Origin of the sequence: Chromobacterium alkanivorans (genome assembly GCF_016937655.1) — a bacterium.
Taxonomy (GTDB): Bacteria; Pseudomonadota; Gammaproteobacteria; order Burkholderiales; family Chromobacteriaceae; genus Chromobacterium; species Chromobacterium alkanivorans.
Genome location: NZ_JAFHKL010000001.1, coordinates 41,324 through 57,756 on the forward strand (window position 1 = coordinate 41,324; position 16,433 = coordinate 57,756).

At 65.3% G+C, this 16,433-nt stretch carries 13 protein-coding genes and 1 other RNA gene; 8 read left to right on the forward strand and 6 right to left on the reverse strand.

The features are described from left to right. The first annotated feature begins 145 nt into the window (after nt 1-145). Both JW897_RS00195 and JW897_RS00200 read left to right on the forward strand, forming a co-directional pair. Complete coding sequence (locus JW897_RS00195) at nt 146-1,339, forward strand: M20 aminoacylase family protein (protein ID WP_048412678.1); 1,194 nt, start codon at nt 146-148, stop codon at nt 1,337-1,339. Further along, nucleotides 1,336-2,628, forward strand: coding sequence for an MFS transporter (locus JW897_RS00200; RefSeq protein WP_205464800.1), 1,293 nt, complete (start codon nt 1,336-1,338; stop codon nt 2,626-2,628). The genes JW897_RS00195 and JW897_RS00200 overlap by 4 nt, the downstream gene beginning before the upstream one ends. 30 nt (nt 2,629-2,658) lie before the next feature. Here the strand turns inward: JW897_RS00200 and JW897_RS00205 are convergent, their stop codons facing one another. After that, nucleotides 2,659-5,838 carry a bifunctional diguanylate cyclase/phosphodiesterase gene (locus tag JW897_RS00205; protein ID WP_205464801.1) on the reverse strand — a complete coding sequence of 1,060 codons (3,180 nt, stop codon included), beginning with the start codon at nt 5,836-5,838 and terminating at the stop codon, nt 2,659-2,661. Nucleotides 5,839-5,944: 106 nt separating this feature from the next. Between JW897_RS00205 and rnpB the strand changes: the two genes are divergently transcribed. The 6 genes from rnpB (at nt 5,945) to purD (ending at nt 11,453) form a co-directional block, all read left to right on the forward strand. Beyond that, nucleotides 5,945-6,408: RNase P RNA component class A (gene rnpB / locus JW897_RS00210), an RNA gene on the forward strand. 127 nt (nt 6,409-6,535) lie between these two features. Continuing rightward, complete coding sequence (gene dusB, locus JW897_RS00215; RefSeq protein WP_048412934.1) at nt 6,536-7,579, forward strand: tRNA dihydrouridine synthase DusB; 1,044 nt, start codon at nt 6,536-6,538, stop codon at nt 7,577-7,579. Between the two features lie 30 nt (nt 7,580-7,609). After that, nucleotides 7,610-7,846, forward strand: coding sequence for a DNA-binding transcriptional regulator Fis (gene fis / locus JW897_RS00220; RefSeq protein ID WP_019100932.1), 237 nt, complete (start codon nt 7,610-7,612; stop codon nt 7,844-7,846). A gap of 73 nt (nt 7,847-7,919) precedes the next feature. Then, nucleotides 7,920-9,497, forward strand: a complete 1,578-nt coding sequence (gene purH, locus JW897_RS00225) for a bifunctional phosphoribosylaminoimidazolecarboxamide formyltransferase/IMP cyclohydrolase (protein ID WP_205464802.1) — start codon at nt 7,920-7,922, stop codon at nt 9,495-9,497. Between the two features lie 64 nt (nt 9,498-9,561). Beyond that, nucleotides 9,562-10,122: a lipid IV(A) palmitoyltransferase PagP gene (gene pagP, locus JW897_RS00230; RefSeq protein WP_039754322.1), complete on the forward strand. Its 561-nt coding sequence runs from the start codon at nt 9,562-9,564 to the stop codon at nt 10,120-10,122. A gap of 53 nt (nt 10,123-10,175) precedes the next feature. Continuing rightward, nucleotides 10,176-11,453: a phosphoribosylamine--glycine ligase gene (gene purD / locus JW897_RS00235; RefSeq protein ID WP_205464803.1), complete on the forward strand. Its 1,278-nt coding sequence runs from the start codon at nt 10,176-10,178 to the stop codon at nt 11,451-11,453. Between the two features lie 69 nt (nt 11,454-11,522). Here purD and rfbC read toward each other — a convergent pair whose 3' ends face one another. The 5 genes from rfbC to JW897_RS00260 all read right to left on the reverse strand — a co-directional run bounded on the left by rfbC (nt 11,523) and on the right by JW897_RS00260 (nt 16,427). After that, nucleotides 11,523-12,068: a dTDP-4-dehydrorhamnose 3,5-epimerase gene (gene rfbC, locus JW897_RS00240; RefSeq protein ID WP_205464804.1), complete on the reverse strand. Its 546-nt coding sequence runs from the start codon at nt 12,066-12,068 to the stop codon at nt 11,523-11,525. A 16-nt stretch (nt 12,069-12,084) separates the two neighbouring features. Continuing rightward, nucleotides 12,085-12,972, reverse strand: a complete 888-nt coding sequence (gene rfbA / locus JW897_RS00245) for a glucose-1-phosphate thymidylyltransferase RfbA (RefSeq protein ID WP_205464805.1) — start codon at nt 12,970-12,972, stop codon at nt 12,085-12,087. Continuing rightward, the gene (rfbD, locus tag JW897_RS00250) at nt 12,969-13,895 is read right to left on the reverse strand and encodes a dTDP-4-dehydrorhamnose reductase (protein ID WP_205464806.1); all 927 of its coding nucleotides are present in this window, start codon (nt 13,893-13,895) and stop codon (nt 12,969-12,971) included. The genes rfbA and rfbD overlap by 4 nt, the downstream gene beginning before the upstream one ends. Further along, nucleotides 13,888-14,949, reverse strand: coding sequence for a dTDP-glucose 4,6-dehydratase (rfbB, locus tag JW897_RS00255; protein WP_205464807.1), 1,062 nt, complete (start codon nt 14,947-14,949; stop codon nt 13,888-13,890). The genes rfbD and rfbB overlap by 8 nt, the downstream gene beginning before the upstream one ends. 245 nt (nt 14,950-15,194) lie before the next feature. After that, the gene (locus JW897_RS00260) at nt 15,195-16,427 is read right to left on the reverse strand and encodes a capsule biosynthesis protein (RefSeq protein WP_205464808.1); all 1,233 of its coding nucleotides are present in this window, start codon (nt 16,425-16,427) and stop codon (nt 15,195-15,197) included. Nucleotides 16,428-16,433 lie beyond the last annotated feature (6 nt).

The window sequence follows — 16,433 nt, forward strand, 5'->3', positions numbered from 1 at the left end:
AGTAGACAACCAGAAGTGTTCTCGATCACTTTTCCGCGGCTATTCACTTATTAACTATTGCCGCTAGTCTGTTATCGCCGCCGCGGTCTTCGCGGCCGACGATAGTGTGCGCCAAGCGGCGCGCGCAGACAAAGGAGACTAGAGCATGAACACGCGCATACTGCCCGGCATCCGCGACATCGCTTCGGCGATGATTGCGCTGCGCCACGAGATCCACGCCCATCCCGAATTGGGCTTCGAAGAGGAGGAGACCCGCCGTCATGTGATCCGTTGTCTGCGCGACTGGGGCTACGAGATTCATGAAGGACTGGGCGTGACCGGGGTGGTCGGCACCCTGCGCCGCGGCGCGGGGCCGAGCATAGGCCTGCGCGCCGACATGGACGCGCTGCCGATTCAGGAAAACACCGGCCTGCCTTGGGCCAGCCGCATCGACGGGAAAATGCACGCCTGCGGTCACGACGGCCATACCGCGATGTTGCTGGCGGCGGCTTGCGAGCTGGCGCGGCGCGACAGCTTCCGCGGCACCGTGCATCTGTTCTTCCAGCCGGCCGAGGAGGGGCACGGCGGTTCCGGCGCCAAGCGCATGCTGGACGACGGCCTGTTCCGGCTCTTCCCCTGCGACGCCATCTTCGCGATGCACAATATGCCGGGCTTCCCGGTGGGCAAGCTGGGGTTTCTCTCCGGCCCCTTCATGGCGTCCACCGACACCGCGGTGATCCGCATCCACGCCACCGGCGGTCACGGCGCGATGCCGCACAAGGCGGTGGACCCGGTGGTGGTGGCGGCCTCGCTGGTGATGGCGCTGCAAAGCGTGGTGGCGCGCAATGTGCCGCCGCTGGAGACCGCGGTGGTGACGGTGGGGGCGATTCTGGCCGGCGAGGCGCCGAACGTGATCCCGGAAAGCGCGGAAATGCGCTTGAGCATACGCGCGCTGCGGCCCGAGGTGCGCGAGCTGCTGCAACGGCGCATCGAAACGCTGGCCGAGGCGCAGGCCGCCGGTTTCGGCGCGCGCGCCGAGGTGGATTACCAGTACGGCTACCCGATGCTGGTCAACGACGCGGCGGCCACCGCGCTGGCGCGGCAGGTGGCGCTGGACTGGCTGGGCGAGGACGGGGTGGTGACGGAGATGCAGCCCTTGACCGGCAGCGAGGATTTCGCCTTCTGGCTGGAACAGGTGCCGGGCTGTTATCTGATCATAGGCAACGGCGACGGCGAGGGCGGCTGCATGGTGCACAACCCCGGTTACGACTTCAACGACCAGGCCTTGCCGGTGGGCGCCAGCTACTGGGTCAAGCTGGTGGAGCGTTACCTGGGCGGCGCGGCCGGGGGCGGGCAATGACGGCCGCCCAGCTGTCGGCGGCGCGGCCGGCCGCGCCCAGCCGGCGCGCGATCACCGCCATCACCGTGGGCAATGCGCTGGAGTTCTACGATTTCATCGTCTACAGCGCGCTGGCCACTCTGATGGGACGCTTGTTCTTCCCGTTCAGCGACGAGCCGCTGCTGCAGCTGATGCTGTCGTTCGCGGTGTTCGGCACCGGCTTCGTCAGCCGGCCGATAGGCGGCATCGTCATCGGCCTGTACGCGGACCGTTGCGGCCGCAAGCCGGCCTTGCGGTTGAGCCTGTGGCTGATGGCGATAGGCTCGCTGCTGTTCGTGGTGGCGCCCACTTACGCCCAGGCCGGCTTGCTGGGCCCGGCGCTGGTGCTGCTGGGGCGGCTGGTGCAGGGCTTCGCCGTCGGCGGCCAGGTGGGCGCGGCCACCTCGATGTTGATGGAGTACGCCGACGATAGGTCGCGAGGTTACTACTGCAGCTGGCAGCTGTTCAGTCAGGGCCTGGGGGTGCTGACCGGCACGCTGACGGTGAGCGCGCTGAGCGGCTTGTTGCCGGCGGCGGCGATGGAGGCCTGGGGCTGGCGGCTGGTGTTCGCCATCGGGGTGCTGGCGATTCCGGTGGGCGAGTACATCCGCAGCCAGCTGGACGAAACCGCGGCGTCGGCGCTGGCGCCGCAGGCGGCGGCGGAGCCGGCCGCTTCCTTGCTGCGCCGGCACGGACGGCAGCTATTGGCCGGGGTGCTGCTGACCATAGGCGGCACAGGTCCGGTCTTCATTGTCGGCCACTATCTGGCCAATCACGCAGTGACGGTGCTGGGCATGCCGCTGGCGGTGGCGATCTGGGCGGCGTCGACCTCGGCCCTGCTGCAAGTGCTGTTGGCGGTGCCGGCCGGACGCTGGAGCGACCGCGTAGGCCGGCGCAAGTCGCTGCTGTGGCCGAGGCTGGTGTTGTTGCTGCTGATCTATCCTGGCTTCATGCTGGTCAACGCGGTGCCCGGCTGGCCGGTGCTGCTCTTGGTGGTGGCGGCCTTGACGGTGCCGCTGGTGTATACCTCGGTGCCCGGCATCGCCTTGCTGCCGGAGCTGTTTCCGCGCCGCATCCGCGCCAGCGGCATGTCCATTGTTTACTGCGTCGGCGTGATGATCTTCGGCGGCTTCGCCCAGTTCTTCGCCGCCGGCCTGGTCCGGTTGACCGGCGACCCCAACGCGCCGGCGCTGTACGCGGCGCTGTGCATCCTGGTGTCGCTGATAGGGCTGGCGATGGTGCCGGAAACGGCGAACCGGCCGCTGGACTGAGCTTGCCGGCCCGGCATCGCCGGGCCGGATTCAGACGGACAGGCGCTGCCGCAAGGCATCCATCCTTTGCTCCATCGCCTCGGCGGACAGCGGCGCGCCCAGCAGATAGCCCTGCATCGCCGAGCAGCCCAGCTTGCCCAGATAGGCCTGTTGCTGCGGGTGTTCGACGCCCTCGGCCAGGGTGTCCATGCCCAGCGCGTTGGCCAGGTGGACGATGGCGGAGACGATGGCGGCGTTTTCTTCGTCCTGCGGCAAGTCGATGATGAAGGAGCGGTCTATCTTGATGGTGTCCGGCGCGAAGCGCTTCAGATAGGCCAGGCTGGAGTAGCCGGTGCCGAAATCGTCTATCGACAGCCGCACTCCCATCGCCTTGATCACCGCCAGCTGGCGCGCGGCGAAGTCCGCGTCCTCCATCAGCGTGCTTTCGGTGACTTCGATCTCCAGGCAGTAGCCGGGCAGGCCGCTGCTTTGCAGCGCGTCGCGCACGTCGTCGACGAAGTCCGGCCGCGTCAGTTGCCGCGCCGAGACATTGACCGCCATCCGCACCGGGCGCAGGCCGCTGTCGTACCATTGCGCCGCCTGGCGGCAGGCTTCGCCGAGCACCCAGCGGCCCAGCGGCACCACCAGGCCGGTGTCCTCGGCGATGGGAATGAAGCGGGAAGGCATGATCAGGCCGTGCTCCGGGTCGCGCCAGCGCACCAGCGCTTCGCAGCCGAGCAGGCGCTCGCCGCTCATATTGAATTGCGGCTGATAAACCAGATAGAGCTCGCCGTGCTCGATGGCGCGGCGCAGCCGGGTTTCCAGATGCAGCCGTTCGGCCACCTCCACGTTCATTTCCCGGGTGTAGAAGCGGAAGGTGCTGCGGCCGTGCGCCTTGGCGTGGTACATGGCCAGATCGGCGTTCATCAGCAGGTTCTGTAGATCGCGGCCGTCGTCCGGCATCAGGCTGATGCCTATGCTGCAACTGACGTTGAGCTGGTGGGCGCCGATGTCGAAGGGGCGTTGCATCGCCGCCAGCACGCGCTCGGCCACCTGCGCCGCTTCGCCGGGCTGGTCGATGGACGGCAGGATCAGCACGAACTCGTCGCCGCCGGTGCGGCCGACGGTGTCCAGCGCGCCCACCGCGGCGCCGAGGCGGCCGGCCGCCTGTTTCAGCAGCTCGTCGCCCAGGCCGTGGCCCAGGGTGTCGTTGATGTTCTTGAAGTGGTCCAGGTCGACGAACAGCACCGCCAGCTGGCCCTGGCGCAACTCGGCCTGGCGGATGGCCTGCTGCAGCCGGTCGTTGATCAGCACGCGGTTGGGCAGGTCGGTCAGCGCGTCGTACTCGGCCAGGTGCTGCACCCGCGCCTCCTGTTCCTTGCGCTCGGAGATGTCGGTGAACAGCGCCACGTAGTGGCTGATTTCGCCCTGCTCGTTCTGCAGCACGCTGATGTTCAGCCATTCCGGGAAGATGTCGCCGTTCTTGCGGCGGTTCCAGATCTCGCCGGACCACTGGCCGCGCTGGGTCAGCTGCTGCCACATGTTTTCGAAGAAGGCCGGTTCGTGACGGCCGGAGGCGAGCAGGGCCGGGGTCTGGCCCAGCGCTTCGGCCTCCTCGTAACCGGTGATCGCGCAGAAGGCGCGGTTGACCGCCAGGATGCGGTTGTCCGGGTCGGTGACCAGGATGGCTTCGTTGCTGGATTCGAACACCTTGGCGGCTAGCCGCAGCTGGCGGTCGGTCTGACGGCGCGCGGTGATGTCGCGGCCGGTGGCGCACAGATAGTCTTCGCCCTGGTAGTTGAGCGGGCTGACGGTGACTTCCAGCCATTGTTCCTCGCCGCAGCATTGCAGCCGGGTGTCGAAGGTGTGGGGCAGGGTGTCCGCGGCCGGGCGAAACAGCGCGCGGGTCAGCGCCGCGGCGTCGCAGCCGCAGTCCAGCCGCTGGCGCGCCGCCTGGTTGCAGTAGACGATGTCGCCGGCGGCGTTGCGCAGCGCGATCAGGTCGGTGGCGTTGTCCACCATGAAGTGGCTGAGGCGCAGGTCGCGCGAGCGCTGTTCCAGCGACAGGTGGCTTTGCTGCAAGTCCTGGCGGTAGCGCTGCACCAGCGCGTTGAGCCAGCGCAGGAAGCACCAGCAGAAAGCGGCGGCGACCAAGAGGGCGGCCAGGGTCAGCAGCAAGGTGGCGGCGATGCGTTCGCGCAGGCTGCGCTCCAGTTCCTGGCGCGCGCGCTGGCTGCTGTCTTCGATGGATTGTACGCGCAGGCTGGTGACCAGGGTCCAGTCCCAGCCGGGCAGCTGGCGCGCGTAGGACAAGTAGCGCTCGCCCTGCGGCGCGTCCAGGCTGCTGATCAGGTATTCCATGAAGCCGCCCTGCTTGCCGCGGCGGATCAGTTCGGCGATGCGGCCGCGGTCGGCGCCGGGCAGCGCGGAGTAGTGTTTGCCGTTCATCGCCGGATTGGACGGGTCCAGCAGGATCACGCCGTGGCGGTCTATGATCATGAAGTCGCCGCTGTCGTGGCCGAAGCGCATCCGCGCCAGCATCTCCAGGCCCTGCTTCTGCATGTCGGTTTCGACGTTGTTCAGGTACTCGCCGCTGCCTATCAGCCAGTCGTAGGGGCCGAAGCGGCGGGCGTAGGCGACTTTCTCGCTCATCTCGCCGCGGCCCGGCTGGTACCAGCGGTAGGAGCTGAAGCCGCGCTGTTGCGGGTTGTCCACCGATTCGATCAGCGCGCGCATGATGTAGCGGCCCTGATCGTCGCGATTGGCCAGCAGCGAGCCGCCTTCCAGTTGCGGCGCGGTGGGCAGCAGCACGCAGCGGCCGTCCAGGCCGTCGATGAAGAAATAGCCGCGGCCGTCGAAATAGCGCAGCGGCCGCAGCGCTTCCGCGATCAGCCGCTGCACCTGATGCGGCGGACGGCGCAGACGCTCCTGGCGCCAGATGGCGTCGGCCAGGTTCCAGGCCTGGTCCACCTGTTCGCGCAGTCTTTGCTTCAGGGTGTCGTTGGTGCGTTCGCGCAGCGCGGACAGGGTTTGCGCGGCGTGGTCGGCGTAGGAGCGCAGGTAGTCGCGCGCGCGCGCGTAAGCGTCCTGGCGTATGGTGTGCTGGCGGGTCTGGAAGTCGTTCCAGCTGCTCAGCAGGAAGTAGCTGGACAAGGTCAGCGCCAGCATGAACACAATGGCGAGCGTGCCAAACAATTGCAGACGGGACAGCTTGGCCTGATTCAACTCCATGTTTTTGTCGTTATCGCTCGGTGGACCCGCCAGTATAAGGGATTATCGCGTTTGTCATGGCAAAATGTCGGGCCGGCCGGGGCGGAATCGGGTAGAATGGCGGCCGGAAGTTGGCCAGGCAGTCGCTGCGTTCGTTCGCAAGAACGGACGGGGAGGAAAGTCCGGGCTCCGCAGAGCAGGATGCCGGTTAATGGCCGGACGTCGTGAGGCGATGGAAAGTGGCGCAGAGAGCTGAACCGCCGATGGCCGGAGGAAGCGTTCGCAAGAACGCGGACTCTTGATTTCGCCGCGCAAGCGGCGGGACGGATCAGGCAAGGGTGAAAAGGTGTACTGGCCGGGCGAGAGTCCGGTCGGACAGATAGGGTGTGGTGCCCTATTCTGCGGTAAGAGCGCACCGCGGACGTGGTAACACGGACGGCAGGCAAAACCCCATCCGGAGCAAGACCAAATAGGGGGAATTGACGTTGCTCGCGTATATCCCCGGGTAGGTCGCTTGAGCCTGTCGGTAACGGCAGGCCTAGAGGAATGACTGTCCAACGACAAGACCCGGCTTATCGGCCAACTTCCACCTCATCCCCGCGCCCCATGGCTTGACGCTATGGGGTTTGCTCAAAAAATAAGCAAAAAAAATCCACGTCCCTGGGAAAAAGCTTTACAATACCGGCCCTTCAGTCAGCTATCCCAGAGTTTCGCAAGCATGCGCATTGGTTCGTACACATTGAAAAACCGGCTGATCGTGGCGCCCATGGCCGGGGTGACGGATAGACCGTTCCGCATGCTGTGCAAGCAATTGGGCGCCGGCATGGCGGTATCGGAAATGATCACCTCCAACAAGGCGCTGTGGACCACGGCCAAGACCTTGCGCCGCGCCGACCACGCCGGCGAGGTGGAGCCGATTTCGGTGCAGATCGCCGGTTCCGATCCGGCGCAGATGGCGGAGGCGGCGCGGCTCAACGTGGAGCGCGGCGCGCAGATCATCGACATCAATATGGGCTGTCCGGCCAAGAAAGTGTGCAATGTGGCCGCCGGCTCGGCGCTGCTGCGCGACGAGGCGTTGGTGGGCCGCATTCTGGAGGCGGTGGTCAAGGCGGTGGACGTGCCGGTGACGCTGAAGACGCGCACCGGCTGGAGTCCGGAGCACCGCAACGCCTTGCGGGTGGCCAGGTTGGCCGAGGATTGCGGCATCGCCGCGCTGGCCTTGCACGGCCGCACCCGCGAAGACATGTACCGCGGCGCGGCCGAGTACGACACGATACGCGAGGTGAAGCGGCAGATCCGGATTCCGCTGATCGCCAACGGCGACATCGATACCCCGCAGAAAGCACAGTGGGTGCTGGAACATACCGGCGCCGATGCCATCATGATAGGACGGGCGGCTCAGGGCCGGCCGTGGATTTTCCGCGAAATCCAGCATTTTCTGGAGAACGGCGAATGCCTGCCGCCGCCGGAAGTGAGCGAGATTCGCCAGCTCTTGCTGGGGCATCTGGATGAGCTATACCAGTTTTACGGCGAATACTCGGGCTGCCGCATCGCCCGCAAGCACATCGCCTGGTACACCAAGGGACTGCAGGGCGGCAACGCGTTCCGCCAGCAGATGTACCAACTCGAGTCCACGGCGGAGCAGCGCTTGGCCGTGGCGGCCTATTTCGACCGTTTGGCCGGGGACTCCGAACGGCTGGTGTATTTGGATGGCGCAGGGGAAGCGTTGGACCACGACCCGGAGACGGTGGTGGATGGCTAATTCCAATCAGACTTGGACAGAATAATAACCATGCAGAACAATGACCATATCTCGCAGTCGGTGAGGCTGGCGATGGAACAGTATTTCAGGGACCTGGATGGCGAGAACCCCTCCGCCATCTACGACATGGTGTTGGCTTGCGTGGAAAAGCCATTGCTCGAGGTGGTGCTGATACACACCCAGGGCAATCAGACCCGGGCGGCGGAGTTGCTGGGATTGAACCGCAACACCCTGCGCAAAAAGATGAAGTCTTATGATTTGATATGAAGACAAACCGGCCATACCGAACAGGGTGGCCGGTTTTTTTTGTGTTTCTTTTTAGTTAACGCGGTAGAGAACCATGAGCAAAATCGAACGCGCGCTGATCAGCGTCTCCGACAAGAGCGGCATTCTGGAATTCGCCCAGGCCCTGGCCTCCCAAGGCGTGCACATCCTGTCCACCGGCGGCACCGCCAAGCTGCTGGCCGACGCCGGCGTGCCGGTGACCGAGGTGTCCGACTACACCGGCTTCCCGGAAATGCTGGACGGCCGGGTCAAGACCCTGCACCCGAAAGTGCACGGCGGCATCCTGGGCCGCCGCGACCTGCCGGAACACGTGGCCAAGATGGCCGAGCATGAGATCGGCAACATCGATCTGGTCTGCGTCAATCTCTACCCGTTCGAAGCCACCATCGCCAATCCGGACTGCGCGCTGGAAGACGCGATCGAGAACATCGACATCGGCGGGCCGACCATGGTGCGCTCCGCCGCCAAGAACTGGGCGCACGTGGCCATCGTCACCGACGCCGCAGACTACGCGGCGCTGGCCGAGGAAATGCGCGCCAACGGCGGCGCCTTGTCCAAGGCCACCCGCTTCGAGCTGGCCAAGAAGGCCTTCACCCACACCGCCGCCTACGACGGCGCGATTTCCAACTACCTGACCAGCCTGGCCGACGGCGCGCTGGCGGGCAAGCCGGAACGCGTGGCCTTCCCCAAACGCCTCAACGCCCAGTTCGTCAAAGTGCAGGACATGCGTTACGGCGAGAACCCGCACCAGGCGGCCGCCTTCTACCGCGATCTGGATCCGGCGGCCGGCTCCATCGCCAATTACCGCCAGCTGCAGGGCAAGGAACTGTCCTACAACAATATCGCCGACGCCGACGCGGCCTGGGAGGCGGTGAAGACCTTCGACGACACCGCCTGCGTCATCGTCAAGCACGCCAACCCCTGCGGCGTGGCGGTTGCGGGCGACACACTCAGCGCCTACCGGCTGGCCTTCGCCACCGACACCACCAGCGCCTTCGGCGGCATCATCGCCTTCAACCGCCCGGTGGACGCCGCCACGGTGGAAGCGGTGACCGGCCAATTCCTGGAGGTATTGATCGCGCCGTCCTTCACCGAGGAGGCCAAGGCCGTCATCGCCGCCAAGAAAAACGTGCGCGTGCTGGAAATCCCGCTGGAAGCCGGCGCCAACCGCTTCGAACTGAAGCGCGTCGGCGGCGGCGTGCTGGTGCAGACGCCGGACATTCGCAATGTGGGCCTGGACGAGTTGCGGGTGGTGACCCAGCGTCAACCGTCGCCGCAGGAGCTGTCCGATCTGCTGTTCGCCTGGCGCGTGGCCAAATATGTGAAGTCGAATGCAATTGTTTTCTGTAAAAATGGTCAGACTGCCGGTATCGGCGCCGGTCAGATGAGCCGCGTCGACTCCACCCGCATCGCCGCGCGCAAGGCGGCCGACGCCGGCTTGAGCCTGCAGGGCGCGGTGGCGTCGTCCGACGCCTTCTTCCCGTTCCGCGACGGCATCGACGTGATCGCCGAGCAGGGAATCAAGGCCATCATCCAGCCAGGCGGTTCGATGCGCGACGAGGAAGTGTTCGCCGCCGCCGACGAGCACGGCATCGCGATGGTGCTCACCGGGGTGCGTCACTTCCGCCACTGAGTGGTTCCGATTAACCGGAGGAGGCCGGCATGCCGGCTTCTTTGCATGGGTTTGTTGTTTTTCGATGAGAGCAATTGTCTGTTGGCTGGGCGCCGGCTTGTTGGCGTTCGGCAGTCTGACGGCGCGGGCCGAAGAGTCCGCCGCCGAGTCGCAAGGTTTCTGGCAACGCGGCCGCGCCAATATCGAGGCGGCCTGGCGTTCCGACCAGTATGAGCTGTACGTGCCGGCGGTGACGTGGCATAACCGCGCCTTCTACGATAGAGAGAAGATCCAGCAGTTCAACGAACGGCCGTGGGGCCTGGGAGCGGGGCGCTATCGCTACGACGCCGACGGCGACTGGCACGCGGTGTACGCGATGGCCTTTCTCGATTCGCACAATGACGTCGAGCCCTTCGTCGGCTACGCCTTCCAGAAAGTATGGCGTCCGCTGGACGGCTGGCGGCTGGGCGCGGGCTTCACCGCCGGCGTCACCGCGCGCTCGGACTACAGCTATGCGCCGCTGCCGGCGGTGCTGCCGCTGGTGTCGGTGGAATACCGCCGGCTGGCCTTGCAGGCCACCTATATCCCGGGCGGGCACAACAACGGCAATGTGTTGTTCGCCTGGCTGCGTTGGCAGTTGAGTTGAGTGAAGAATCCGGCGCGTTGCGGCGCGCCGCAAAAACGAGTGGAGCATCGCACATGAAAGTACTGGTTATCGGCTCCGGCGGGCGCGAGCACGCGCTGGCCTGGCGCATCGCCAAGTCGCGCCGGGTGTCCAAGGTCTTTGTCGCGCCCGGCAACGCCGGCACCGCGCTGGACTCCAACCTGACCAACGTCGAGCTCGGCAGCGTGGCGGAGTGGGTGGCTTTCGCCAAGCAGGAGAAGATCGAGCTGACGGTGGTGGGCCCGGAAGCGCCGCTGGCGGCCGGCGTGGTCGACGCCTTCCGCGCCGAGGGGTTGCGGATTTTCGGCCCCACTCAATACTGCGCGCAGCTGGAAAGCTCCAAGGATTTCGCCAAGGCCTTCATGAAGCGCCACGGCATCCCCACCGCCGCGTATGAAACCTTCAGCGAGGCCGCCGCCGCCCATGCCTATGTCGACGCCAAGGGCGCGCCCATCGTGATCAAGGCCGACGGCCTGGCCGCCGGCAAGGGCGTGGTGGTGGCGCTGACGCTGGACGAGGCGCACGCCGCCATCGACGACATGCTGGTGGGCAACAAGATGGGCAGCGCCGGCGCGCGAGTGGTGATCGAGGATTTCCTGCAGGGCGAGGAGGCCAGCTTCATCGTGATGGTGGACGGCGACCACGTGCTGCCGATGGCCACCAGCCAGGACCACAAACGGCTGCTGGACAACGATCAGGGCCCGAACACCGGCGGCATGGGCGCGTACAGCCCGGCGCCGGTGGTGACGCCGGCGGTGCACAACCGGGTGATGCGCGAAATCATCCTGCCCACGGTACTGGGCATGAAAAAGGACGGCCACAGCTATACCGGCTTCCTTTACGCCGGGCTGATGATAGACGCGCAGGGCAATCCCTACACCATCGAGTTCAACTGCCGTTTCGGCGATCCGGAAACCCAGCCCATCATGGCGCGGCTGAAGTCCGATTTCACCGTGCTGCTGGAAGCCGGCGTCAACGGCCGCTTGAACCAGGTGGAAGCGGAATGGGACCGACGCGTGGCCTTGGGCGTGGTGCTGGCGGCCGAGGGCTATCCGGAAGCGCCGCGCAAGGGCGATTTGATCAGCGGCCTGCCGCCGGAAGGCGAGGACGGCATGGTGTTCCACGCCGGCGTCAGCCTGGACGCGGACAAGCAGCTGCGCAGCAACGGCGGCCGGGTGTTGTGCGCGGTGGGCCTTGGCGACAGCGTCAAGATGGCGCAGGGCAAGGCTTACGCGCTGGCCGACCAGATCCAGTTCGCAGGCAAGCAGCTGCGGCGGGACATCGGCGCGCGCGCGATCGGCCGCAAACATTAGCGTCTTGCCGTTTGATAGAGAAACAGCGCCGCAAGCGGCGCTGTTTTCATTTCCGGGCTTGGATCCGGCTCAGCCCAGTTCAGCCTGGCGCAGGCCGGGCGCGGCGCCGTCCTTGGCCGACAGTTGCGGCTCGCCGTCCAGCGGCCAGGCAATGGCCAGCTCCGGATCGTTCCAGGCGATGGAACGCTCCAGCTCTTTGAACCAATAGTCGGTGGTTTTGTACAGGAACTCGGCGCTGTCCGACAGGGTGAGGAAGCCGTGAGCGAAACCGGGCGGCACCCAGAGCTGACGTTTATTGGCGGCGGACAGGTGTACGCCCACCCATTGGCCGAAACTGGCGGAGCCGGGGCGGATGTCGACGGCGACGTCGAAGACTTCGCCGGCGATCACCCGCACCAGCTTGCCCTGGGCGTGCGGCGCCAGTTGATAGTGCAGGCCGCGCAGCACGCCCTTGGCCGAGCGGCTGTGATTGTCCTGCACGAAGGGCGCGGCGCAGCCGACGGCGGCTTCGAAACGCTGTTGATTGAAGCTTTCGAAAAAGAAGCCGCGTTCGTCGCCGAATACGGCGGGTTCGATGATTTTGACGTCGGGAATGCTGGTGTCGATGATGTTCATGTGTCGCTCGTCAAGATCAATAGACCGGCTGATCCAGCATCGCCAGCAGATAGCGGCCGTAGCCGGTCTTCTGCAGCGGTTTGGCCAGTAGGCGCACCTGCTCGTCGCCTATCCAGCCGGAGCGGTAGGCCACTTCTTCCGGGCAGGCCACTTTCAGGCCCTGACGGCTTTCGATGGTGGCGATGAACTGGCTGGCTTCCAGCATGGATTCATGGGTGCCGGTGTCCAGCCAGGCATAGCCGCGGCCCATGGTCTGCACCGAGAGCTGGCCCTGCTGCAAATAGACGTTGTTGACGTCGGTGATCTCCAGTTCGCCGCGCGGCGAGGGCTTGATCGCCTTGGCGATGTCCACCACCTGCTCGTCGTAGAAGTACAGGCCGGTCACCGCGTAATTGGACTTGGGCTGCGCTGGTTTTTCCTCGATGGACAGCGCCTTGCCGTCGGCGTCGAAGGCCACCACGCCGTAGCGCTCCGGGTCGTTGACGCGGTAGGCGAACACGCTGGCGCCGCTGCGCTTGGCGTTGGCGTCTTGCAGCAAGGCGGAAAAGTCGTGGCCGTAATAAATGTTGTCGCCCAGCACCAGCGCCGACGGCGCGCCGGCCAGGAAGTCCTCGCCGATGATGAAGGCCTGGGCCAGGCCGTCCGGACTGGGCTGCACCGCGTATTGCAGCCGCAGCCCCCATTGGCTGCCGTCGCCCAGCAGCTGTTCGAAGCGCGGCGTGTCCTGCGGGGTGGAGATGATCAGGATCTCGCGGATGCCGGCCAGCATCAGCGTGGTCAGCGGATAGTAGATCATCGGCTTGTCGTAGATGGGCAGCAATTGCTTGCTGACCGAAATGGTGGCCGGGTAGAGCCGGGTGCCGGAGCCACCGGCCAGGATGATGCCTTTGCGTGCCTGAGTCATTGGATATCTTTCTGTTGCGGCTGGGCGCCGAGTTCGGCCAGCACCTGTTCAACGCCGCTTTCCCAGCGCGGCAGCGCGAGGCCGAAGGTTTGCCGCAGCTTGGCGCAGTCCAGCCGGGAGTTGGCGGGACGGGGAGCCGGCAAGGGGTAGTCGGCGGTGGCGATCGGCGCGATGTCGGCGGGCGACAGCCGCAGAGCGTAGCCCTGTCTGCCGGCCTCGGTCACCAGGAAGCGGGCGTAGCCGTGCCAGCTGGTTTCGCCCTGCGCCGCCAGGTGGTAGCTGCCGTAGGCGAAGCCGGCCGGATTGCGCAGATAGTCGCGCAGCAGCGCCGCGGTGACTTCGGCGATCAGAGCGGTGGAGGTGGGCGCGCCGATCTGATCGGCCACCACTCTCAGGCTGTCGCGCTCTTGCGCCAGACGCAGGATGGTTTTCAGGAAATTGCCGCCGTGGGCGCCGAACACCCAGCTGGTGCGCAGGATCAAATGCCGCGGCGCGGCGGCGCGCACCGCCTCTTCGCCTTCCCATTTGCTCCGGCCGTAGACCGAGCGCGGCTGGGCCGGATCGTCCTCGCGCCAGGGCCTCTCGCCGGCGCCGTCGAACACGTAGTCGGTGGAATAGTGCAGCAGCAGCGCTTGCCGTCGCGCCGCCCATTGCGCCAGCAGCGCCGGCGCGGCGGCGTTGACCGCCAGGGCTTGCTCCGGCTCGCTCTCGGCGCGGTCCACCGCGGTGTAGGCGGCGGGGTTGACGATGATGTCGGGTTGATGGCGTTCCAGCGCCTCAAGGATGCTGTCGGCGCGGCTCAGGTCCAGTTCGTTTCGACCCAGCGCGACGAGCGCGCCCAGCGGCGCCAGCGCGGCCCGCAACTGATGGCCGAGCTGGCCGTTGATCCCGGTCAACAGTATGGTGGGCGCGCGCTCAGCCATAGTGCTGGTTCACCCAGTCGCGATAGGCGCCGCTGCTGACATTGGCGACCCAGTCCTGATGTCGCAGATACCAGGCCACGGTCTTGCGGATGCCGCTGTCGAAGGTTTCCTGCGGCTTCCAGCCCAGCTCGCGTTCCAGCTTGCGCGCGTCTATCGCGTAGCGGCGGTCGTGGCCGGGGCGATCGGCGACGAAGGCGATCTGCTCGGCGTAGCGGCGCGACGGGTCGGCGTGCGGCGCCAGTTCGTCCAGCAGCGCGCAGATGGTCTTGACCACGTCCAGATTGGTCTTCTCGTTCCAGCCGCCGACATTATAGGTTTCGCCGGGCGCGCCGGCTTCCAGCACGCGGCGGATGGCGCTGCAATGGTCTTTGACGTAGAGCCAGTCGCGCACTTGGCTGCCGTCGCCGTAGATGGGCAGCGGCTTGCCGGCCAGCGCGTTGAGGATGACCAGCGGGATCAGCTTTTCCGGGAAATGATAGGGGCCGTAGTTGTTGCTGCAATTGGTGGTCAGCACCGGCAGGCCGTAAGTGTGGTGCCAGGCGCGCACCAAGTGGTCGGACGCGGCCTTGGACGCGGAGTAGGGGCTGTTGGGCTCGTAGCGGTGGTTCTCGGAGAACGGCGCGTCGTCGAGGCCCAGCGTGCCGTAGACCTCGTCGGTGGACACATGCAGCAGGCGGAAGCCGAGTCGCTCCTCGGCGGGCAGCCGGTTCCAGTAGTCGCGCACGCTTTCCAGCAGATTGAAGGTGCCCACCACATTGGTCTGAATGAAATCGCCCGGGCCGTGGATGGAGCGGTCGACATGGCTTTCCGCGGCGAAATTGATCACCGCTCGCGGCTGGTGTTCGGCCAGCAGGGCGTCGACCAGCGCGCGGTCGCCGATGTCGCCGCGCACGAAGACGTGGCGCGGGTCCTGCTCCAGAGTTTTCAGGGTATCGAGATTGCCGGCGTAAGTGAGCGCGTCGAGATTGACGATGCGTTCATCGCTCTGCGCCAGCCAGTCCAGCACGAAATTGCCGCCGATGAAGCCGGCGCCGCCAGTGACCAAAATGCTCATATTGTTCTTTCAGTGTTGCTGCGTGCTCAAAAATAGATATGGAGAGGGCGGCTGTTTGTCATGCATGGAGAACTTTCGGCCTTATCGCCCCTCAATTGCCAATTCTGAGTTTAAAGCCCTTGGAGTTCAATACGTTTTCTGTGATGTCCCGTTTACGCAAAACCGGCAGCCGAGGCCTAACAGGCCGCGGCTGGAATGCGCCGGGAATCAGCCGCGTATACGTCGCCTAGCGCGACGGCGCAGCGCTAACCGAGGATTTTATTCGTCGCCGGGCGGGGGCCAAGGGGAAAACGTTGCTCCAACCAAGGCGAGTGACCAAAGTAAGCGCCGTTCAATTGGGTATGTTTGACCAGATAGGCGCGTAGCTTCCGGTACAGCCTGGCTTGGGGCGGCGTGGGCTTGCACCAGAATCGATGGAGTTCGGTTTGGCAAGTCAGACCCGGGATATCGTAGAGCGCGCGCCCCATCGTGATCAAAGGCTTGTCGTGATGCAAGGCGGACAAGCCGACGGTGCTATTGATAGTGACCACGCCCAGACTGTGTTTCAGCAAGCTGGGCAAATGGCCGTCATGCATATAGAACACGCGGGATTCGACATGATTTTTGCGCGCCAACTCGCCGATATAGGCTGAATAGTTTCTGTGTCCTCGATCCAGCGGATGATGTTTCAACACCAGGGCGGTATGTTCGGGAGCGTGTTGCGCAAATGAAAAGATCAGTTCCGCGATGAAGTCGCGCACATCCTGATAAGGGCTGTGATACAGCACTTGGCTGTCGTTGAAAACTTGCAAGGGAACCAGAAAGTAGCGCTGGTCCCATTCCTGTTGAATATGACGGCGCAGCTTGTGTTCCAGCACGTGATACAGCGCTTTGCGCCAGCCGGCGCGCAGCCAGAAGAAACCCTCGCGGAAAGGAGAAAAATCCTTATGGTGCCGATAATGCGGGTAGCGCGAGCGCCAAAGCCTGGCTGCGACATAATAGGAGGCGGCGCTGCCGGCCATCCGGCGAAAGGAGGTCCTGGTGGGCTCGGGGGCCGGGAGTTTGCCTGCCTCATAGCGCAGCATCGCGGTCGGATTGGCGGCCAGACGGGAGTGGGCGTTGACTCCGTCCTGCTCCAGGGTGATGTAGTCGGGCCGCAGATAGCCTTCTTCGAAGGCGTAGAAGGCCAATGCCCATTCCTTGCAGACTTGGGCCGCCACGCGGTGGTAATGGCGGCAATCGCCGAAACAGACGACGGCGTCGATGCGATGGGCCAGTAAAAACGCCTGCAGCCAGGCGGCGAAATCCTCCGGCTGTCCGCGGTAGTCGGTGGCGTTCAGCCGCCGGTGATAAAGCCGGTCTCCGCCGTTGAAGTTGATTTTGGTCACGTGCGCGCCATGGCGGCGCAGCCAACTGGCCAACTGGTTGAAGAAGTTGCCCATCGGCCCTTGCAAGAGCAGCAGGCGTTGATGGGAGAGCAAGGCTTGAGCGGCGAGCATGGGGCG